14 protein-coding genes are annotated in these 16,799 nt (G+C 63.2%); 9 read left to right on the plus strand and 5 right to left on the minus strand.

The window, feature by feature from the left end:
• Positions 1 to 127: 127 nt before the first annotated feature.
• Positions 128 to 757 carry a response regulator gene (locus LLJ08_RS17545; protein WP_228207563.1) on the minus strand — a complete coding sequence of 210 codons (630 nt, stop codon included), beginning with the start codon at positions 755 to 757 and terminating at the stop codon, positions 128 to 130.
• Positions 754 to 3,171 carry a PAS domain-containing sensor histidine kinase gene (locus tag LLJ08_RS17550; RefSeq protein ID WP_228207564.1) on the minus strand — a complete coding sequence of 806 codons (2,418 nt, stop codon included), beginning with the start codon at positions 3,169 to 3,171 and terminating at the stop codon, positions 754 to 756. The genes LLJ08_RS17545 and LLJ08_RS17550 overlap by 4 nt, the downstream gene beginning before the upstream one ends.
• A 96-nt stretch (positions 3,172 to 3,267) precedes the next feature.
• Here LLJ08_RS17550 and LLJ08_RS17555 point away from each other — a divergent pair, with 96 nt between their 5' ends.
• Positions 3,268 to 4,293 carry an alpha/beta hydrolase family protein gene (locus tag LLJ08_RS17555; RefSeq protein ID WP_228207565.1) on the plus strand — a complete coding sequence of 342 codons (1,026 nt, stop codon included), beginning with the start codon at positions 3,268 to 3,270 and terminating at the stop codon, positions 4,291 to 4,293.
• Between the two features lie 7 nt (positions 4,294 to 4,300).
• Here the strand turns inward: LLJ08_RS17555 and LLJ08_RS17560 are convergent, their stop codons facing one another.
• From LLJ08_RS17560 to LLJ08_RS17570, 3 genes are read right to left on the minus strand one after another with little or no spacing between them, the layout of a single operon-like run.
• Positions 4,301 to 5,068 (minus strand): TerB family tellurite resistance protein, encoded by a 768-nt coding sequence (locus LLJ08_RS17560; protein ID WP_228207566.1) that lies wholly within the window; start codon positions 5,066 to 5,068, stop codon positions 4,301 to 4,303.
• Position 5,069: 1 nt separating this feature from the next.
• A complete protein-coding gene (gene murU, locus LLJ08_RS17565) occupies positions 5,070 to 5,741 on the minus strand; it encodes an N-acetylmuramate alpha-1-phosphate uridylyltransferase MurU (protein ID WP_228207567.1) in 672 nt (223 codons plus the stop codon).
• On the minus strand, positions 5,738 to 6,757 hold the full coding sequence (locus LLJ08_RS17570; protein ID WP_228208956.1) for an aminoglycoside phosphotransferase family protein: 1,020 nt from the start codon (positions 6,755 to 6,757) through the stop codon (positions 5,738 to 5,740). The genes murU and LLJ08_RS17570 overlap by 4 nt, the downstream gene beginning before the upstream one ends.
• A gap of 129 nt (positions 6,758 to 6,886) precedes the next feature.
• Between LLJ08_RS17570 and LLJ08_RS17575 the strand changes: the two genes are divergently transcribed.
• The 8 genes from LLJ08_RS17575 to LLJ08_RS17610 all read left to right on the plus strand — a co-directional run bounded on the left by LLJ08_RS17575 (position 6,887) and on the right by LLJ08_RS17610 (position 16,719).
• Positions 6,887 to 9,649, plus strand: a complete 2,763-nt coding sequence (locus tag LLJ08_RS17575) for an LPS-assembly protein LptD (RefSeq protein WP_228207568.1) — start codon at positions 6,887 to 6,889, stop codon at positions 9,647 to 9,649.
• The gene (locus tag LLJ08_RS17580; protein WP_041015346.1) at positions 9,630 to 10,937 is read left to right on the plus strand and encodes a peptidylprolyl isomerase; all 1,308 of its coding nucleotides are present in this window, start codon (positions 9,630 to 9,632) and stop codon (positions 10,935 to 10,937) included. Before LLJ08_RS17575 ends, LLJ08_RS17580 begins: the two co-directional genes overlap by 20 nt.
• A 111-nt stretch (positions 10,938 to 11,048) precedes the next feature.
• Positions 11,049 to 12,041, plus strand: coding sequence for a 4-hydroxythreonine-4-phosphate dehydrogenase PdxA (pdxA, locus tag LLJ08_RS17585; RefSeq protein ID WP_228207569.1), 993 nt, complete (start codon positions 11,049 to 11,051; stop codon positions 12,039 to 12,041).
• 113 nt (positions 12,042 to 12,154) lie between these two features.
• The gene (rsmA, locus tag LLJ08_RS17590) at positions 12,155 to 12,949 is read left to right on the plus strand and encodes a 16S rRNA (adenine(1518)-N(6)/adenine(1519)-N(6))-dimethyltransferase RsmA (RefSeq protein WP_228207570.1); all 795 of its coding nucleotides are present in this window, start codon (positions 12,155 to 12,157) and stop codon (positions 12,947 to 12,949) included.
• A 40-nt stretch (positions 12,950 to 12,989) separates the two neighbouring features.
• Positions 12,990 to 13,373 carry a Co2+/Mg2+ efflux protein ApaG gene (gene apaG / locus LLJ08_RS17595; RefSeq protein WP_023445891.1) on the plus strand — a complete coding sequence of 128 codons (384 nt, stop codon included), beginning with the start codon at positions 12,990 to 12,992 and terminating at the stop codon, positions 13,371 to 13,373.
• Positions 13,370 to 14,197: a symmetrical bis(5'-nucleosyl)-tetraphosphatase gene (locus tag LLJ08_RS17600; protein WP_228207571.1), complete on the plus strand. Its 828-nt coding sequence runs from the start codon at positions 13,370 to 13,372 to the stop codon at positions 14,195 to 14,197. The genes apaG and LLJ08_RS17600 overlap by 4 nt, the downstream gene beginning before the upstream one ends.
• On the plus strand, positions 14,194 to 14,526 hold the full coding sequence (glpE, locus tag LLJ08_RS17605) for a thiosulfate sulfurtransferase GlpE (protein WP_003300975.1): 333 nt from the start codon (positions 14,194 to 14,196) through the stop codon (positions 14,524 to 14,526). Before LLJ08_RS17600 ends, glpE begins: the two co-directional genes overlap by 4 nt.
• A 270-nt stretch (positions 14,527 to 14,796) precedes the next feature.
• On the plus strand, positions 14,797 to 16,719 hold the full coding sequence (locus LLJ08_RS17610) for a PrkA family serine protein kinase (protein WP_014821684.1): 1,923 nt from the start codon (positions 14,797 to 14,799) through the stop codon (positions 16,717 to 16,719).
• The last annotated feature ends 80 nt before the right edge of the window (positions 16,720 to 16,799 follow it).

Genomic DNA, 16,799 nt, shown 5'->3' on the forward strand with positions numbered 1-16,799 from the left:
GTTGAACCGTGGCCACAGCGTAGAAGGGCGACGGGCACGGCAAAATCGGCGCAGCGGAGCGATTGGCCTAGGCGTTGGGGAGAGTCGCGTGTAGGGAACGCCCTACAGACGGGTCGGCGGGCGGCGCTCAGACCAGCTTGTGCTCCAAGGCGTAGCGCACCAGGTCGGCCACCGAATGTGCCGCCAGCTTCTGCATCAGGCGCGCCTTGTGGGTGCTGATGGTCTTGCTGCTCAGCGCCAGCTTGCCGGCGATGTCGTTCACCGAATCGCCCTGTACCAGGCGTTCGAACACCGAGTACTCGCGCTCGGACAGCAGCGCATGGGGCGGTCGCGAATCGGTCAGACCGACCTCGAAGACCATGCGGTCGGCCAGCGCCGGATCGATGTAGCGGCCGCCCGCGGCGACCTTGCGCAACGCGGTGAGCAGCAGCGCCGGCTCGCTGTCCTTGGTCGCATAGCCGGCCGCGCCGATCTTCAGCGCGCGCGCGGCCATCTGCGCTTCGTCGTGCATCGACAGCACCAGCACCGCCGGCGGCTGGTTCAGCGCGCGAATCCGTGGAATCGCCTCAAGGCCGTTGACGCCGGGCATGGAGATGTCCAGCAGGACCACATCGCAACTGATCTGGCGCAACTGGTCGAGCAACTGCTGGCCATTGGCAGCCTCGCCGACCACCTGCATGTCACGCGCCATGCCGATCAGCTGCTTGATGCCCTCGCGGACGATGGTGTGATCTTCGGCGACCATGACCCTGATCATGTCGGCAATGCTCCAGTGCTTGCGGCTGATGGAAGCGGCACCGGGTCCAGTGGAACCCGCGCCGTGATGGTGGTGCCCTCGCCGGGCTGGCTGTCGATTATCAGTTGCCCGCCGAGCATCTGCACCCGCTCGCGCATACCGACCAGGCCGAACGAACTGCCGGCGCCGCGCGCGGCCACAGGAAAACCGCAACCATCGTCGCTGACGCGCAGACAGAGCATGTTGCCTTCGAGCAGTAGCTGCACGCTGACCGTCTGCGCCTGGGCGTGACGCATCACGTTGGTCAGCGACTCCTGAAGAATGCGGAACAGGCCGATGGCTTTCGCGTTACCCAGCAACGGCGGGCATTCCGGCACTTCGACCAGACAAGCCACGCCGCTGCGCTCCTCGAAGCGCCGCGCCTGCCATTCCACGGCCGAGGCAATGCCGGCATCGAGAATCGGCGGGCGCAGCGCGGTGGCGACATCGCGCACCCGCTGGAACAGCTGGGCGATCAGCCGCTTCATGCTTTCCAGCCGCTGCGCCAGGGCCGGATCGAGGTCGGCGAAGCCCAGCTCGCACATCGAGGTTTCCAGCTTGAGTACGGTCAGCACCTGGCCCAGCTCGTCGTGCACTTCGCGGGCGATATGCGCCTTCTCCTCCTCGCGCACGGTCTCCAGGTGCGCGGCCAGCTCGCGCAACTGCGCGCGCGAGGCATCCAGCTCCAGCTCGATGCGCTTGTTGTCGGTGATATCCCAGACGATGCCGTCCCATACCTGGCGGCCATCCGGCTGGCCGCGCACGGAGGCGCGGATATCCGCCCAACGCACTTCGCCGTCGCGATTGAGAATGCGCCCCTGCCAGCGCCAGTCCTGGCTTTTCTCCAATGCCAGCTGCTGGCTGGCCCAGTAGCCTGCCTCGTCATCGGCGTGCACCAGGCTGCGGATGCCAAGTCCCGGCTGCAACAGGCGCTCGGCGGAATAGCCCACCAGGCGCTGACTGGCTTCGCTGATATAGGCCACTCGCACCGGTTCCTGCGGCCCGTCCCGCTCCAGGCGGAACACCAGCCCGGGCACGTTGCCGGCCATTGCCTTGAGACGCGCCTCGCTTTCCTGCAGCTGGGCGCTGGCGCGACGGCGCTCGGTAATGTCGGCGAGAAACACCACCAGATATTCACGGCTGCCGAAGCGCAGAAAACTGTAGGTGACGGCCGCCGGAAAGCGCTGGCCGTCAGCGCGCAGCCATTCGCATTCGTGTACCTGGCGATCATCCTCGCCCGTGCGGGCAGCGCGCCAGCGCGCGAGCCAGGCATCCATGCCCAGCGCCGGGTCGAATGTTTCCAGCGGGTGATCCAGCAGTCCGCCGGAGGAATGCCCGAGCAGCACCTCGGCGGCCTGGTTGGCGTAACGCACGCGGCTGTCCCAGTTGAGCCAGAGGATGCCGACGGTGCTGTGATCCAGACAAAACTGCGTCAAACGCTGCGCTTCTTCGGCCGCCTCGCGCAGCTCGATATCGCGCCGGGCGGTCTTCAGCCGGCTTTCCAGCAGGCCATGCTGATGGCGCTGCCAGGCCAGCATCAGCAGGCAGGCCAGCAACAACACGCCGAGCAAAAGGCTGAGACTGCGCCAGTAGCTGACCTCGCGACCGAGGTCGATGCTGCGGGTCTTGAGCCACTGTTCCTGCAGCTGACTGAATTCCCGCGCCGGAAATTGCCGTATCGCCGCCTCGAGCACGGCGGCAAGTTCCGGGCTGTCACGCCGCGAGGCGATACGCAGAAGCTGCGGGTTGCCCAGATCACCCACCACCGCCAGCGAGTCGTACTCCACCTGCTGCGAAAGGCGGCCGAACACCGGCTCGTCAATGACGGCGTAGCTTGCCTTGGCTTCCAGTACCTGGCGCGCCGCATCGCCCTGGCTGGTCGCGGTCAGCACGGTGATATTGGGATAGTTGCTGGCGAGGAACTCGGTGATCGGTCCCGGCCCGACGGCGGAGACCAGCTCGCTCGGGTGCAGATATTCAAGATCGATTGCACGCGGGCCGCCACGATCACCGACGAGCAGGCGCGGGATACGCAGAAAGGGATCGCTATATCGCCACAGCCGCAAGCCTGCCGGCGTCTGCCGTAAGCCGGGGGCCACATCGATCAAGCCCCCCCGAGCGGCCTTCTCCAGCGCGGCCTCGTCATTGAAGCGGCGCCACTGCAGGCGCACGCCGAGGTCGGTCGCCAGCTGCTCCATCAGCCGCACATGAAACCCTGACAGGCGCCGCTGGCGCTGGTCATACTCGGCATAGGGCGCACCCATCACCACCCCGACCCGCCACTCCGGATGCTGCTCCAGCCAGGCGCGACTATCGTCGTCAAGCGACACGGCACCAGCCGCGAAAGGCAGCGTCAGGCCAAGGAGGAGAAGGAAACGCAGGTATAAGGCGAGCATATATTCACGCAATTGATGGGCGTGCCGACACGCTGTTGTAATGCATAACCCCTGCCGGCGCCAGCGTGGTACCGGCATCCATAGCGGAGACAATCCATGCGTCGCTTGTCTGCTTTCGTGCTTTTGTTCGGCGTCGCGCTTGGCGGCGGCGTGCCGTACATCGCAGCGGCGCAGGAACCGGAGGCGCCTCAGGAAGCACCGGCGGAGGAGCCAGCAGCAACGCCACGACCATCGCCACAAACTCGTAGCGAGGCGCTGGCCGCAGGGCTGCAACGACAGCTCGAGGCCGCCGCCCAGCTGCAGCTCGGCGACGAGGACAAATTCCTCGCGCTCTGGCACCCGGCCAATACTGCGAAGGCCCGCGGCGTGCTCGTCATTATGCCGAGCGAAGGCGAAACCGCCGATTGGCCACGCGCAATCGGCCCGCTACGGCGCGGCCTTCCCGAACATGGCTGGCATACCCTCAGCCTGACACCCGCTGATCCGGCGCTTAGCCCTGGCCCGCGCCCGCCAGCGCCAGAAGCCCCGGCTGCGGAAGAGAAGCCCGAAACGGAAGAAAACCCTGAGCCTGACGCCACCGATACCCAGCCGGCCGCGGCGCAAACCACTTCGGCGGGCTACCTGCCTGAGCAGACGGCAGCCACGGACAACGACGAATCGACGCCGCCACAAGCCGAGCAGGACACGCCGCCCCCAACTCATGCCGAGCGCATGCTGGCGCGCCTGGATGCTGCCATCGAGCATGCGCGCTCACTGCAGGCGTCGACGATTGTTCTGATCGGCCATGGCACCGGCGCCTACTGGGCGAGCCAGTACCTGGCACAGCTTCAGCCAAAGGATGTCGGGCAACTGGTGGTGATCGATCCACGCGCACCGTTGCAGCGGGAACAGCCGCTGGAGAGCTATCTCGCAACGCTACCCGCCGCCATCGGCGACTTCTATACGGGCACCGGAGCAGCCGCAAATCAGCAGGCACTGCAACGGCGCAATGCAGCGCGCCGTGCCGGGCACCCGGACTACCGACTGGTCGCACTGCCAGGCCTGACCGGTGACCGCAATACCGACCAGGAACAACTGGTGCGTCGCGTGCGGGGCTGGCTGGAGCGCAAGCCGGCACAGTGACGCCCGCTCAGCGAAAGCCGCGGCGCTCGCGAATCAATGCGTAGGCACTGTGCAGCTCGCGGGTGCGCTCGGTGGCGTCGCGCACCTGGGCGGCATTCGCACCAGCCCCCGCCTGCTTGTCCGGATGGTGCTTGCTCAGCAGACGCCGATAAGCGCGCTTGATCAGCTGCGGGTCGGTATCCGGACGCACACCCAGCAGCTGCATGGCCTGCTCGTAAGCACCACCCCGACCGGCCGGCGCCTCCTTGCGTCGGGTCGCGCCCGGATCGAGCGCCGCCACCTCGGCGGCATCCCAACCCAGCCACTTGCCCCAGAGCAGCACCAGCTCGTGCTCGCGTGCGCCCATGCTTCCCTGCGCACGTGCCATGCGCCAGCAGGCCTGGATCAGGCGGCGGCTTTCCTCGCGCTGGCTGCGCAGCCGTTGCAGGGTATCGCGCAGGCCGTCACCGCTCGACTTGCCGCGGTTGAAGGCGGCGATGGCCTGCTGCTGCGCGGCGGCATCGAGCCCCTGCCGGCGCATCTCGTCACGTGCGGCCTGGATATGCGCCGGGCTCACGCGACCGCCACTCTTGGCCAGACGCCCCAACAGGAAGAACAGCAAATCCCGGCCTTGCAGCACCGGCTTGCCGGCCAGGCGCGCACGCAGCCTGGTCCAGGAATCGAGCCCCAGACGACGATCGAGCACCTGCCCCAGCAGACCGCCGAGCAAAGCCCCCGGAATGCTGGCCAGCAACCAGCCGATCAGCAGCCCCAACAGCGTGATGGGCCAGAACATGTCAGCGTCGCGCCTCCAGTAGTTGCTCGACTTCCGCCAGACGCTCATGGGTGCCTACGTCCACCCAGAGCCCGGCATGGCACTCACCACTCACCTGTCCATCAGCCATGGCTCGTCGCAGCAACGGCGCCAGTTTGAAGGCTCCCGGCTGGCAGCCTTCGAATAGCGCCGGATGCAAAACGGAGATGCCGCTGTAGGTCAGCGCGTCGCCATTGGCCTCAGGCTGCGTGACGGCCGATTCGCCCAGGCTGAAATCACCCCTGGGGTGGTGCGGCGGATTGTTCACCAGCACCAGATGCGCGAGCCCGTGAAGCGGCCGTCTCAGCCGGGCGAAATCGTAGTCGGTCCAGATATCGCCGTTGACCACCAGGAACGGCTCATCGCCGAGCAGCCCCAACGCCCGGTGAATCCCGCCGCCGGTTTCCAGGGGTTCACTCTCGGCCGAATAGCGGATGGTCACGCCGAAACGGCTGCCGTCGCCCAGATAGTCTTCGATCTGCTGGCCGAGCCAGGCGTGGTTGATCACCAGCTCCTCGAAACCCGCGGCGGCCAGCGCACGAACGTGGTACTCGATCAGCGGCACACCGGCGGCGCGAACCAGCGGCTTCGGCGTGTGCAGCGTCAGCGGGCGCAGCCGCTCGCCCTTGCCGGCGGCCAGAATCATCGCCTTCATGCGTGCGGCGCCTGCGGCAGCTCTGCCAGCAGCTGTTGCAGCTCGGCCAGCTCCGGTCTGCGCGCCAGCACGGCCTCGATATAGGCAAAGAAGCGCGGCACGTCAGCGAGGTAACGCGGCTTGCCGTCGCGATGGCAGATGCGCGCGAAAATGCCGATCACCTTGAGGTGGCGCTGCAGTCCCATCAGGTCACTGGCACGCAGGAACTCGCCGAGCGATTCGGGCAGCGTCACACCAGCAGCGCGCGCCTTGTGCCAGTAGCCTTCGAGCCAGGCCCGCACCTGCGCTTCGGGCCAGCTGAGAAAGGCGTCCTTGAACAGCGAGGTGATGTCGTAGCTGACCGGGCCGAGCACCGCGTCCTGAAAATCCAGTACACCAGGGTTGGGCTCGCTGATCATCAGATTGCGCGGCATGTAGTCGCGATGCACCAGCACCCGTGGCTGCGCCAGCGCCGAGTCGATCAGTTGCCGACAGATACGCTCCCACGCAGCCTGCTGCGCTTCAGTTAACGTATGGCCGAGATGGCGCTGCACATACCACTCGGGGAACAGCTGCAATTCGCGACGCAGCAACGCTTCGTCGTATGCCGGCATCGGCTGGGTCACCGGATGCAGCTGGAACTTCAGCAAGACCTCCACGGCGTCTTCGAACAGCTGTCCGGCATTGCTCTGATCAATGACATCCAGATAGGTCTGGCGGCCCAGATCGGTCAACAGCAGGAAGCCGCGCTCAAGATCGGAGGCCAGTATCTGCGGCACATGGACGCCGGCTTGATCCAGCATCTGCGCGACCTTGACGAAGGGTCGGCAGTCTTCCTGGGGCGGCGGTGCGTCCATCACAATCAGGCTGCGCTCGCCACCCTGCCAGCGGAAGTAACGGCGGAAGCTGGCATCGCTGCTGGCCGCAGTGAGCTGCGCCGCCGGCACTTCGCCCCAGCCGCAACGGACGAAGACTTCGGGTAATTGCTGTTCCAGCCAGGTGCTAAGGTCCAGCAGACGTTGATCTTGATGCGGCATCCAGGGGGTCTCCACGGCGCTAGCCGATAGGCGGGTCATGCTTTATTATCCTGCATCTTTCTCAGCCCATCGAGAGGCGTGCGGCCCAGCCGGCCGATGGCTCGCCGCAAGCACGGACCAAAAAACAAGATGGCAGTCAAATACCCCGCGTTTCGTAAAAAATTCCCTCTACTGGTTACTGGCGGTCTGCTTGCATTGCAACCGGTAGCTGTACCTTTTGTCTTCGCAGCCGAACAGTTCGCCTGCCAGCCCGACGCCTCCGGCGGCTGGAACTGCGCGTCCAATGAAGCCAGTCAGACCCTGCCACCGCGCCCGGTACACAGCGGCAGCACCGTGAGCACATCGAGCACCGCCAAGTCGACGAGCAGCAAGGCGCAAGCGCCAACGGCCACCACCAAGCTGGTCACCGAAAGCAAGGGCCGCGCCCTCGCCTCTCGCAGCGCCGATTACAGCCATCTCGACTGGGTTCCGCGCGAGCAGCTGACCCCGGCTCAGCTCGCCGAAACCGGTCCTTACTGCGCCGGTACCTATGTCGAGCCCGACCGTCCCGGCAAGTTCGACACCACCCCGATGAGCGAAGCGCCGACCTATGTGTCGGCCAAAGCCACCCGCTACGAGCAGGAACAGGAAGTCGCCACCCTCGCCGGTGACGTGTTGCTGCGTCAGGGCAGCATTCAGGTCGAGGCGGACGAAGCCAGCCTGCACCAGCTGGAAAATCGCGGCGATCTGACCGGCAATGTCCGCTTCCGCGACCGCGATGCATTGCTGGTCGGCGACCGCGCCGAGATATTCCTCGACAGCGGCGAAGCCAAGGTGGAAAACGCCGAGTACGTCGTGCATTCCGGCAAGGTGCGTGGCAGCGCGCAATACGCCAAGCGTGAAGAAACCGCGATCCTTCGCCTCAAGGACGGTACCTACACCAGCTGCGAGCCCGGCGAAAACAGCTGGCACCTGCAAGGCAACAACGTCACGTTGAACCCGGCCACGGGCTTTGGCTCGGCCACCAACGTCACGCTGCGGCTCAAGGATGTCCCGGTGTTCTACACCCCCTACATCCATTTCCCCATCGATGACCGGCGCCAATCGGGCTTCCTCATGCCGACCATCAGCACGTCCAGCGATACCGGCCTCGCGCTGTTGACGCCTTACTACTTCAACCTGGCACCGAACTTCGACGCGACGCTGTATCCGCACCTGATGACCGACCGCGGTCTGCTGATGGAAGGCGAGTTCCGCTACCTGACCCGCAGCAGCGAGGGCCAGTTCGGCGCGGCCTACCTGGACGACAGCAACGATGATCGTCATCTGCAGTCCGAGTATGAAGACCAGCGTTGGATGTACAGCTGGCAGAACCGTACGGGGCTCGACTCGCGCCTGCTGGCCGAGGTCGACTATACCGATATCAGCGACCCCTATTACTTCCAGGACCTGGATACCCAGCTGGGCATCAGCCAGCCAGAGTTCCTCGATCAACGCGGTACGCTCTCATGGCGCGGCGACACCTACACGGCCCGTCTCAATGTGCATGCCTACGAGGCCACCAGCGTAATCGACACGACGCCTTATGAGCGCCTGCCGCAGCTGACCCTCGACGGCGCATTGCCCTTCCAGCCGGGCGGCCTACGTTTCAACTACAACACCGAGTTCGTGAGCTTCCAGCGCGACCTGCGCAGTGGAGACTTTATTAATGAAGACGGCACCCCACAGCCTTGGTATGACGAGAATGTCAGCGGCCTGAATCGTGCCGAAGGCGAGCGCATACATCTGGAGCCGGGTGTCACCCTGCCGTTGAATTGGAGTTGGGGCTTCCTGCAGCCCTCGGTCAAGTACGCGTATACGCAGTACGATCTAGATCTGGATAACCGCGGCCTCGCGACCCTTGGGCGGGAGTTCGAGGACTCCCCTGACCGCAGCGTGCCGATTTTTAGCGTCGACTCGGGCCTGTATTTCGATCGGGACACGCAAGTATTCGACAATGCCTACCGGCAGACTCTCGAGCCACGCTTGTTCTACCTCTACGTGCCGGAAGAGGACCAAGACGAGATCCCAGTCTTTGACACCAGCGAAAGCAGCTTCAGCTACTCCTCGCTATGGCGCGAGAATCGCTTCAGCGGCAAGGACCGTATCGGTGATGCCAACCAGGTATCGCTTGGTGTATCCAGTCGCTGGATCGAGCCTAACGGCTTCGAGCGCCAGCGGGTCAGCATTGGTCAGACCTATTACTTCAAGGACCGCAAGGTCCAGATGCCGGGCGTCAACTATCGCGAACGAGATACTGAACAGTCTTCGGTCTCGCCCTATGCGCTCGAGTACATGTATCGCTACAACCGTGATTGGCACTTCACCTCGACATTCAACTGGGACCCAGACAGTCACAGCACGCGCTCTGGCAGCGCCATGTGGCATTACCAGCCGGCGGACAATCCTCGTAAGATCGTCAACGTTGGATACCGCTATCGCAACGACACCATGCGCTATGACCAAGCCAGCGGCAGGTGGACTTATGGCAGTGATTTCGGCGAGCCGGGACAGGCAAACTACATCAAGGACTACTACAAGATCGACCAGCATGACTTCTCTTTCATCTGGCCGGTCGCTCCGCAGTGGAGTGTCATCGGACGCTGGCAGCACGATTACGGCCGTAGCCGTACCCTGGAAGCCTTCGGCGGCTTCGAGTACGACAGCTGCTGCTGGAAACTGCGAGTTATTAACCGCTACTGGATCGATTATGACGAAACCGATCTTAATCCGGATGTAAACGATGAACCGGATACCGGGATTTTCTTGCAAGTCGTATTTAAAGGACTAGGCAACGTAATTGGCGGTGCAACTGACGCACTCCTCGACGAAAGCATACAAGGCTACCGTGAACGTGAAGATCAAGCTTTCTGAAGTACTGCGCCCGCTCGCGCTCGGCGCTCTGCTGCTGAGCGGCGCGAGCCTCGCGCCTGCAGCCCTCGCCCAGGTTCAACCCCTCGACCGCGTGGTGGCTATTGTCGATAACGACGTCATCATGCAAAGCCAGCTCGAACAGCGTATTCGCGAAGTTCAGCAGACCATCGACAAGCGCGGCGCCGATGTGCCGCCCATGGACGTCCTGCAACAGCAGGTGCTGGAGCGCCTGATCACCGAGAACCTGCAGCTGCAGATCGGTGAGCGCTCCGGCATACGCATTTCCGATGAAGAACTCAATCAGGCCATGGGCACCATTGCCCAGCGCAACAACATGTCGCCGGAGCAGTTTCGTGAAGCTCTGGTGCGCGACGGCCTGAGCCTGGAAACGGCCCGCGAGCAGATCCGTCGCGAGATGGTCATCAGCCGCGTGCGTCAGCGTCGAGTGGCGGAACGCATTCAGGTGTCCAACCAGGAAGTGCAGAACTTCCTGGCCTCCGACCTCGGCAAGCTGCAATTGTCCGAGGAATACCACCTGGCCAATATCCTCATCCCGGTACCAGAAGCTGCGGATTCCGCAACCATCCAGGCCGCCGAACGCGCTGCCATGGATACCTACCAGCAGCTTCAGCAGGGCGCAGACTTCTCTCGCCTGGCCGTCGCGCGCTCCGGTAGCGAGAACGCGTTGGAAGGCGGCGACATGGGCTGGCGCAAAGCGGCTCAGCTGCCACCGCCCTTCGATACTGCCGTGCGCGAGCTGTCGGTTGGCGAGGTCACCGAACCGGTCCGCACGCCGCCAGGCTTCATCATGGTAAAGCTGCTGGAGAAGCGCGGAGGCGAAACACAGGTGCGTGACGAAGTGCATGTCCGCCACATCCTGATCAAGCCCAGCGCAATCCGTAGCGAAGAAGAGGCCCGCCTGCTGGTGCAGCGCCTGCGTGATCGCATCAGCGCTGGCGAAGACTTCGCCGAGCTGGCCAAGAGCTTTTCCGAAGACCCTGGTTCGGCGCTCAACGGCGGCGACCTGAACTGGATCGACCCGGCCTCTCTGGTGCCCGAGTTCCGCGAAGTCATGGCCAATACGGCAAGCGGCGAACTGTCCCCGGTGTTCAAGTCTCCCTACGGCTGGCACGTCCTCGAGGTGCTCGGCCGCCGTGCGACCGATGCCAGTGAGCAGTTCCGCGAGCAACAGGCGCTGAGCCTGCTGCGCAACCGCAAGTACGACGAAGAGCTGCAGGCGTGGTTACGCCAGATCCGCGACGAAGCTTACGTCGAGATCAAGCTCTAAGCTTCACGCTGTACCTACAAGCAACAGGAATGCGGGGTGATGGCCGAAGGGTCGCCACCCCGTTTTCATTTCAGGCGGTTGAACGCCACACGCCATGCAGAGAGAAGCCTGATGACCGCTCCCCGCCCCTTCGTTCTCACCCCCGGCGAACCGGCCGGCATTGGCCCGGACTTGTGCCTGCTGCTGGCGCGCGAGGCCCAGCCTCAGATCCTGGTAGCCATCGCCAGTTGTTCGCTGCTGGCAGAGCGCGCCTCGCAACTGGGGCTGACGATTGAGCTGCGGGAAGTCGGGCCACATGGCTGGCCAAGCCAACCGGCGCCGGCCAACTGTCTGTATGTCTGGGATACTCCCTTGGATGCACCGGTGATCGCGGGCCAGCTCGACGCGCGCAACGGCCACTATGTACTGGAAACGCTGACCCGAGCTGGAAACGGGTGTCTCGACGGCAGCTTCGCCGGCATGATCACCGCGCCGGTGCACAAGGGTGTGATCAATGAGGCCGGCATCCCCTTTTCAGGCCATACCGAGTTTCTCGCCGAGCTGACCCGCACCGAGCAGGTGGTCATGATGCTGGCCACGCACGGATTGCGTGTCGCGCTGGTCACCACCCACCTGCCGCTCAAGGATGTCGCCGCAGCGATTACCGCGGAGCGCCTGGAGCGGGCTACGCGAATCCTGCACCACGATCTGGTCAGCAAGTTCGGCATTACCCAACCACGTATTCTTGTCTGCGGCCTGAACCCGCATGCGGGTGAGGGCGGCCACCTGGGCCGCGAAGAAATCGAGATCATCGAGCCCGTGCTGACCAGGCTGCGTGACGAGGGGCTTGATCTGATCGGCCCGCTGCCAGCCGATACGCTGTTCACCCCCAAAAATCTCGAGTTCTGCGACGCAGTGCTGGCGATGTACCACGACCAGGGCCTGCCGGTACTCAAGTACAAGGGTTTCGGTGCCGCGGTCAACGTGACCCTGGGCCTGCCGATCGTTCGCACATCGGTAGATCATGGCACCGCGCTGGATCTGGCCGGCAGCGGCAAGATCGACACTGGCAGCCTGCGGGTCGCACTGGAAACGGCCTACCAGATGGTCGGCAGCCAGAGCTAGCACGCACCCCACGCGGCTCGAACGATCTTCTTGCCGCCCTCGCCTGCTAAAATACGCGCCTTATTCGTTTTCAGCTTTGAGCTTCAGGCTTCAAGCTGCGCCCTGGAGCCCCGATGTCCGATTATCAGCACCGCGCACGCAAGCGCTTTGGCCAGAACTTCCTGCACGACGCTGGCGTCATTCACCGCATCCTGCGGGCGATTCATGCCAAGCCGGGTGAACGACTGGTGGAGATCGGCCCAGGCCAAGGCGCATTGACCGAGGGACTGCTCGACAGCGGCGCACATCTGGATGTCGTCGAGCTCGACCTCGACCTGATCCCCATCCTGCAGGGCAAATTCGCCGGGCGCGAGAACTTCAATCTGCACCAGGGCGACGCGCTGAAGTTCGACTTCGGTCACCTCAGCGCAGAGCCGAACAGCCTGCGCATCGTCGGCAACCTGCCATACAACATCTCTACCCCGCTGATCTTTCACCTGCTCGACCACGCGCATCTGATCCGCGACATGCACTTCATGCTGCAGAAGGAGGTGGTCGAACGCCTTGCGGCTACGCCCGGCGGCGGCGACTGGGGCCGACTGTCGATCATGGTGCAGTATCACTGCCGGGTAGAGCACCTGTTCAACGTCGGGCCGGGCGCGTTCAACCCAGCGCCAAAGGTCGATTCGGCGATCGTTCGCCTGGTGCCACATGAGACGCTGCCGCATCCAGCGCGCGATCACCATCAACTGGAGCGCGTAGTGCGCGAGGCGTTCAACCAACGGCGCAAGACCTTGCGCAACACCCTCAAGGGGCTGCTGGACGCCGACGCCATCGCAGCGGCGGATGTGGATGGCAGCTTGCGTCCCGAACAACTGGATCTGGCGGCCTTCGTTCGCCTTTCCGATCAATTGACAGAACGCAGCTGAGGCTTCGGTCTCTACCCTGCCTTCAACAGCGAGCAGACTCATGTCCGACGATAACCGCTACCGCATCGACGTCAGCGTCACGCCTCGCTATCTGGCCGCGCAATCGGAGCCGGAACAAAACCGCTATGCCTTTGCCTACACCGTAACCATCGAAAACAATGGCGAGGTGGCAGCGCAGCTGCTGTCGCGACACTGGATCATCACCGATGGCGACGGTCAGGTGCAGGAAGTGCGCGGTGCCGGCGTCATTGGCGAGCAGCCGCTGATCGCACCAGGCGAACACCACGTCTACACCAGCGGAACGCTGCTGGCCACCTGTGTCGGCAGCATGCAAGGCAGCTATGAGATGTTGGCCGAGGATGGTCACAGTTTCGATGCGCTTATTGCGCCGTTCCGCCTGGCCGTACCCGGAGCATTGCATTGACGACCTATGCCGTCGGCGACCTGCAAGGTTGCCTCGAACCGCTGACCTGTTTGTTGGAGCGCGTCGACTTCAGCCCTTCGCGAGACTGCCTGTGGCTGGCCGGCGACCTGGTCAACCGCGGCCCGCAATCGCTCGAGGCACTGCGCTTCGTACGCGATCTCGGGTCGTCCGCAATCACCGTCCTCGGCAATCACGACCTGCACCTGCTGGCTGTGGCTCACAACATAGAGCGCATGCGCAAGTCCGACACGCTGCAAGCAATTCTGGTCGCGCCGGATCGGACCGACCTGATCGACTGGCTGCGCCAGCAGAAGCTCATCCATTACGAAGCCGCGCGCCACACCGCGATGGTGCATGCCGGCATTCCGCCGCAGTGGTCGCTGGAAAAGGCAATCAAGCGCGCCTCGGAAGTCGAGCAGGCACTGCAGGACGACGCACTGCTGATGCCGTTCCTCGACGGCATGTACGGTAATCAACCGTCGAAATGGAACAAGGAGCTGCACGGGGTGCCGCGACTGCGCCTGATCACCAACTACTTCACCCGCATGCGTTTCTGCAAGGCCGACGGCACGCTCGATCTGGAAGCGAAGGAAGGCGCCGACAGCGCCCCCGCCGGCTACTCGCCTTGGTTTAGCCACGCCAATCGCAAGACCCGCAACGTCAAACTGATCTTTGGTCACTGGGCCGCGCTGGAAGGTCAGTGCGACGAGCCGAACGTCTTCGCGCTGGACACTGGCTGCGTCTGGGGCAACGCCATGACCTTGATGAACCTCGACAGCGGCGAAATGCACCGCTGCGAATGTGAACACGGGAAACCCGCATGACAGACTTCAAACGCATCCCGCCAGAACAGGCGCAGACCATGCGCAGCAGCGGCGCCGTGATCGTGGACATCCGCGATCCGCACAGCTATGCCAATGGCCATATCAGTGGCTCGCTGCATCTGGACAACCACTCGCTGCCGGATTTCATTGCCGCCGCCGATCTCGACCAGCCGCTGATCGTCACCTGCTATCACGGCCACTCCAGCCAGAGCGCAGCGGCCTATCTGGTCAATCAGGGCTTTTCGGACGTCTACAGCCTCGACGGCGGCTTCGAACTCTGGCGCCACACCTATCCGGCCGATGTCGAGCGCGGCGAAGAACAAGCGTAAAAATTTATTTCCCCCCGATAGCCCGCCATCCGCGGGCTAGGCGCTATCAACAGCCGAACGGCAGCGCCTAAATTCCCTCCCCGCCCTTGATCTTGCCGAATCCGAACTATCCTTGAGTTCAGGCCATCCAAATAAACGAAGCCGGGAAACGGCTGACGGATTTCAGGGTTTCGACCATTAGGTGTTCGGGGGAACTCCACTGGCCGCCACTTCGGCCGGGCCCAGAGTGCCTGATGACGCGCCTATTCGTGCATCGATCGAGGTGAAGTCATGAGCATTTTCAGCCACTTCCAACAACGTTTCGAAGCGACCCGCCAGGAGGAGTATTCCCTTCAGGAATATCTCGATCTGTGCAAGGCGGACCCAGGTACATATGCCAGCGCCGCCGAGCGCCTGCTGATGGCGATCGGCGAGCCCGAACTGGTCGACACATCGGTCGACTCGCGACTGTCGCGCATCTTCTCCAACAAGGTGATCCGCCGTTATCCGGCCTTCGAGGATTTCCATGGCATGGAGGAGTGCATCGACCAGATCGTTTCCTACTTCCGTCACGCCGCGCAGGGGCTGGAAGAGAAGAAGCAGATCCTCTATCTCCTCGGTCCGGTGGGCGGGGGTAAATCGTCGCTTGCCGAGAAGCTCAAGCAGCTGATGGAGCATGTGCCCTTCTACGCAATCAAGGACTCGCCAGTGTTCGAGTCGCCATTGGGGCTGTTCAACCCAATCGAAGATGCGCAGATCCTCGAGGAGGACTACGGCATCCCACGGCGCTACCTGAACTCGATCATGTCGCCCTGGGCCACCAAGCGCCTGCAGGAGTTCGGCGGCGACATCTCCAAATTCCGCGTGGTCAAGCTGTACCCGTCGATCCTCAACCAGATCGCGGTTGCCAAGACCGAACCGGGCGACGAGAACAACCAGGACATCTCCTCGCTGGTGGGCAAGGTCGATATCCGCAAGCTGGAAGAGTTTCCGCAGAACGACGCCGACGCCTATAGCTACTCGGGCGCGCTGTGCCGGGCCAACCAGGGCCTGATGGAGTTCGTCGAGATGTTCAAGGCACCGATCAAGGTGCTGCACCCGCTGCTGACCGCCACCCAGGAAGGCAACTACAACAGCACCGAAGGCCTCGGCGCAATTCCTTACAGCGGCATATTGCTGGCCCACTCCAACGAGTCGGAATGGCACAGCTTTCGCAACAACAAGAACAACGAAGCCTTCATCGACCGTATCTACATCGTCAAGGTGCCCTACTGCCTGCGGGTCAGTGACGAGATCAAGATCTACGACAAGCTGCTGACCAACAGCTCGCTGGCCCATGCTCATTGCGCGCCGGACACCCTGAAGATGCTCGCACAGTTCTCCGTGCTGTCGCGCCTGAAGGAGCCGGAGAACTCCAACATCTATTCGAAGATGCGCGTGTATGACGGCGAGAACCTCAAGGACACCGATCCCAAGGCCAAGTCGATCCAGGAATACCGCGACACCGCCGGCGTCGACGAAGGCATGAACGGCCTTTCCACCCGCTTCGCCTTCAAGATCCTGTCCAAGGTCTTCAACTTCGACCCACACGAGATCGCCGCCAACCCGGTGCACCTGCTCTACGTGCTGGAGCAGCAGATCGAGCAGGAACAGTTCCCCGCCGAGATGCGCGAACGCTACCTGCGCTTCATCAAGGAGTACCTGGCGCCGCGCTACATCGAGTTCATCGGCAAGGAGATTCAGACTGCCTACCTCGAGTCCTACAGCGAGTACGGGCAGAACATCTTCGACCGCTACGTGCTGTATGCGGATTTCTGGATTCAGGATCAGGAGTACCGCGATCCGGAAACCGGCGAGATCCTCAATCGCGTGGCGCTCAACGAGGAACTGGAGAAGATCGAGAAGCCGGCCGGCATCAGCAATCCGAAGGACTTCCGCAACGAGATCGTCAACTTCGTGCTGCGCGCGCGGGCCAACAACAACGGCAAGAATCCGTCGTGGCTGTCCTACGAGAAGCTGCGCGTGGTGATCGAGAAGAAGATGTTCTCCAACACCGAGGACCTGCTGCCAGTCATCAGCTTCAACGCCAAGGCGAGCAAGGAAGACCAGAAGAAGCACAACGATTTCGTCGTGCGCATGGTCGAGCGTGGCTACACCGAGAAGCAGGTTCGCCTGCTGTCCGAATGGTATCTGCGGGTGCGTAAATCGCAGTAAGTGGCTGGAAGCCTGAAGCTGGAAGCATCGCGGCACGCTTCCAGCTTCAGGCCTATGGTTTCAGCCAAGCCCGGAGGGCC

The organism is Stutzerimonas chloritidismutans, from assembly GCF_020783375.1.
Taxonomy (GTDB): Bacteria; Pseudomonadota; Gammaproteobacteria; order Pseudomonadales; family Pseudomonadaceae; genus Stutzerimonas; species Stutzerimonas kunmingensis.

Excerpts from the sequence above, each read along its gene's own strand:
- LLJ08_RS17545 (WP_228207563.1), bottom strand. The coding sequence starts at position 757 with ATGATCAGGGTCATGGTCGCCGAAGATCACACCATCGTCCGCGAGGGC.
- LLJ08_RS17550 (WP_228207564.1), bottom strand. The coding sequence starts at position 3,171 with ATGCTCGCCTTATACCTGCGTTTCCTTCTCCTCCTTGGCCTGACGCTG.
- LLJ08_RS17555 (WP_228207565.1), top strand. The coding sequence starts at position 3,268 with ATGCGTCGCTTGTCTGCTTTCGTGCTTTTGTTCGGCGTCGCGCTTGGC.
- LLJ08_RS17560 (WP_228207566.1), bottom strand. The coding sequence starts at position 5,068 with ATGTTCTGGCCCATCACGCTGTTGGGGCTGCTGATCGGCTGGTTGCTG.
- murU (WP_228207567.1), bottom strand. The coding sequence starts at position 5,741 with ATGAAGGCGATGATTCTGGCCGCCGGCAAGGGCGAGCGGCTGCGCCCG.
- LLJ08_RS17570 (WP_228208956.1), bottom strand. The coding sequence starts at position 6,757 with ATGCCGCATCAAGATCAACGTCTGCTGGACCTTAGCACCTGGCTGGAA.
- LLJ08_RS17575 (WP_228207568.1), top strand. The coding sequence starts at position 6,887 with ATGGCAGTCAAATACCCCGCGTTTCGTAAAAAATTCCCTCTACTGGTT.
- pdxA (WP_228207569.1), top strand. The coding sequence starts at position 11,049 with ATGACCGCTCCCCGCCCCTTCGTTCTCACCCCCGGCGAACCGGCCGGC.
- rsmA (WP_228207570.1), top strand. The coding sequence starts at position 12,155 with ATGTCCGATTATCAGCACCGCGCACGCAAGCGCTTTGGCCAGAACTTC.
- apaG (WP_023445891.1), top strand. The coding sequence starts at position 12,990 with ATGTCCGACGATAACCGCTACCGCATCGACGTCAGCGTCACGCCTCGC.
- glpE (WP_003300975.1), top strand. The coding sequence starts at position 14,194 with ATGACAGACTTCAAACGCATCCCGCCAGAACAGGCGCAGACCATGCGC.
- LLJ08_RS17610 (WP_014821684.1), top strand. The coding sequence starts at position 14,797 with ATGAGCATTTTCAGCCACTTCCAACAACGTTTCGAAGCGACCCGCCAG.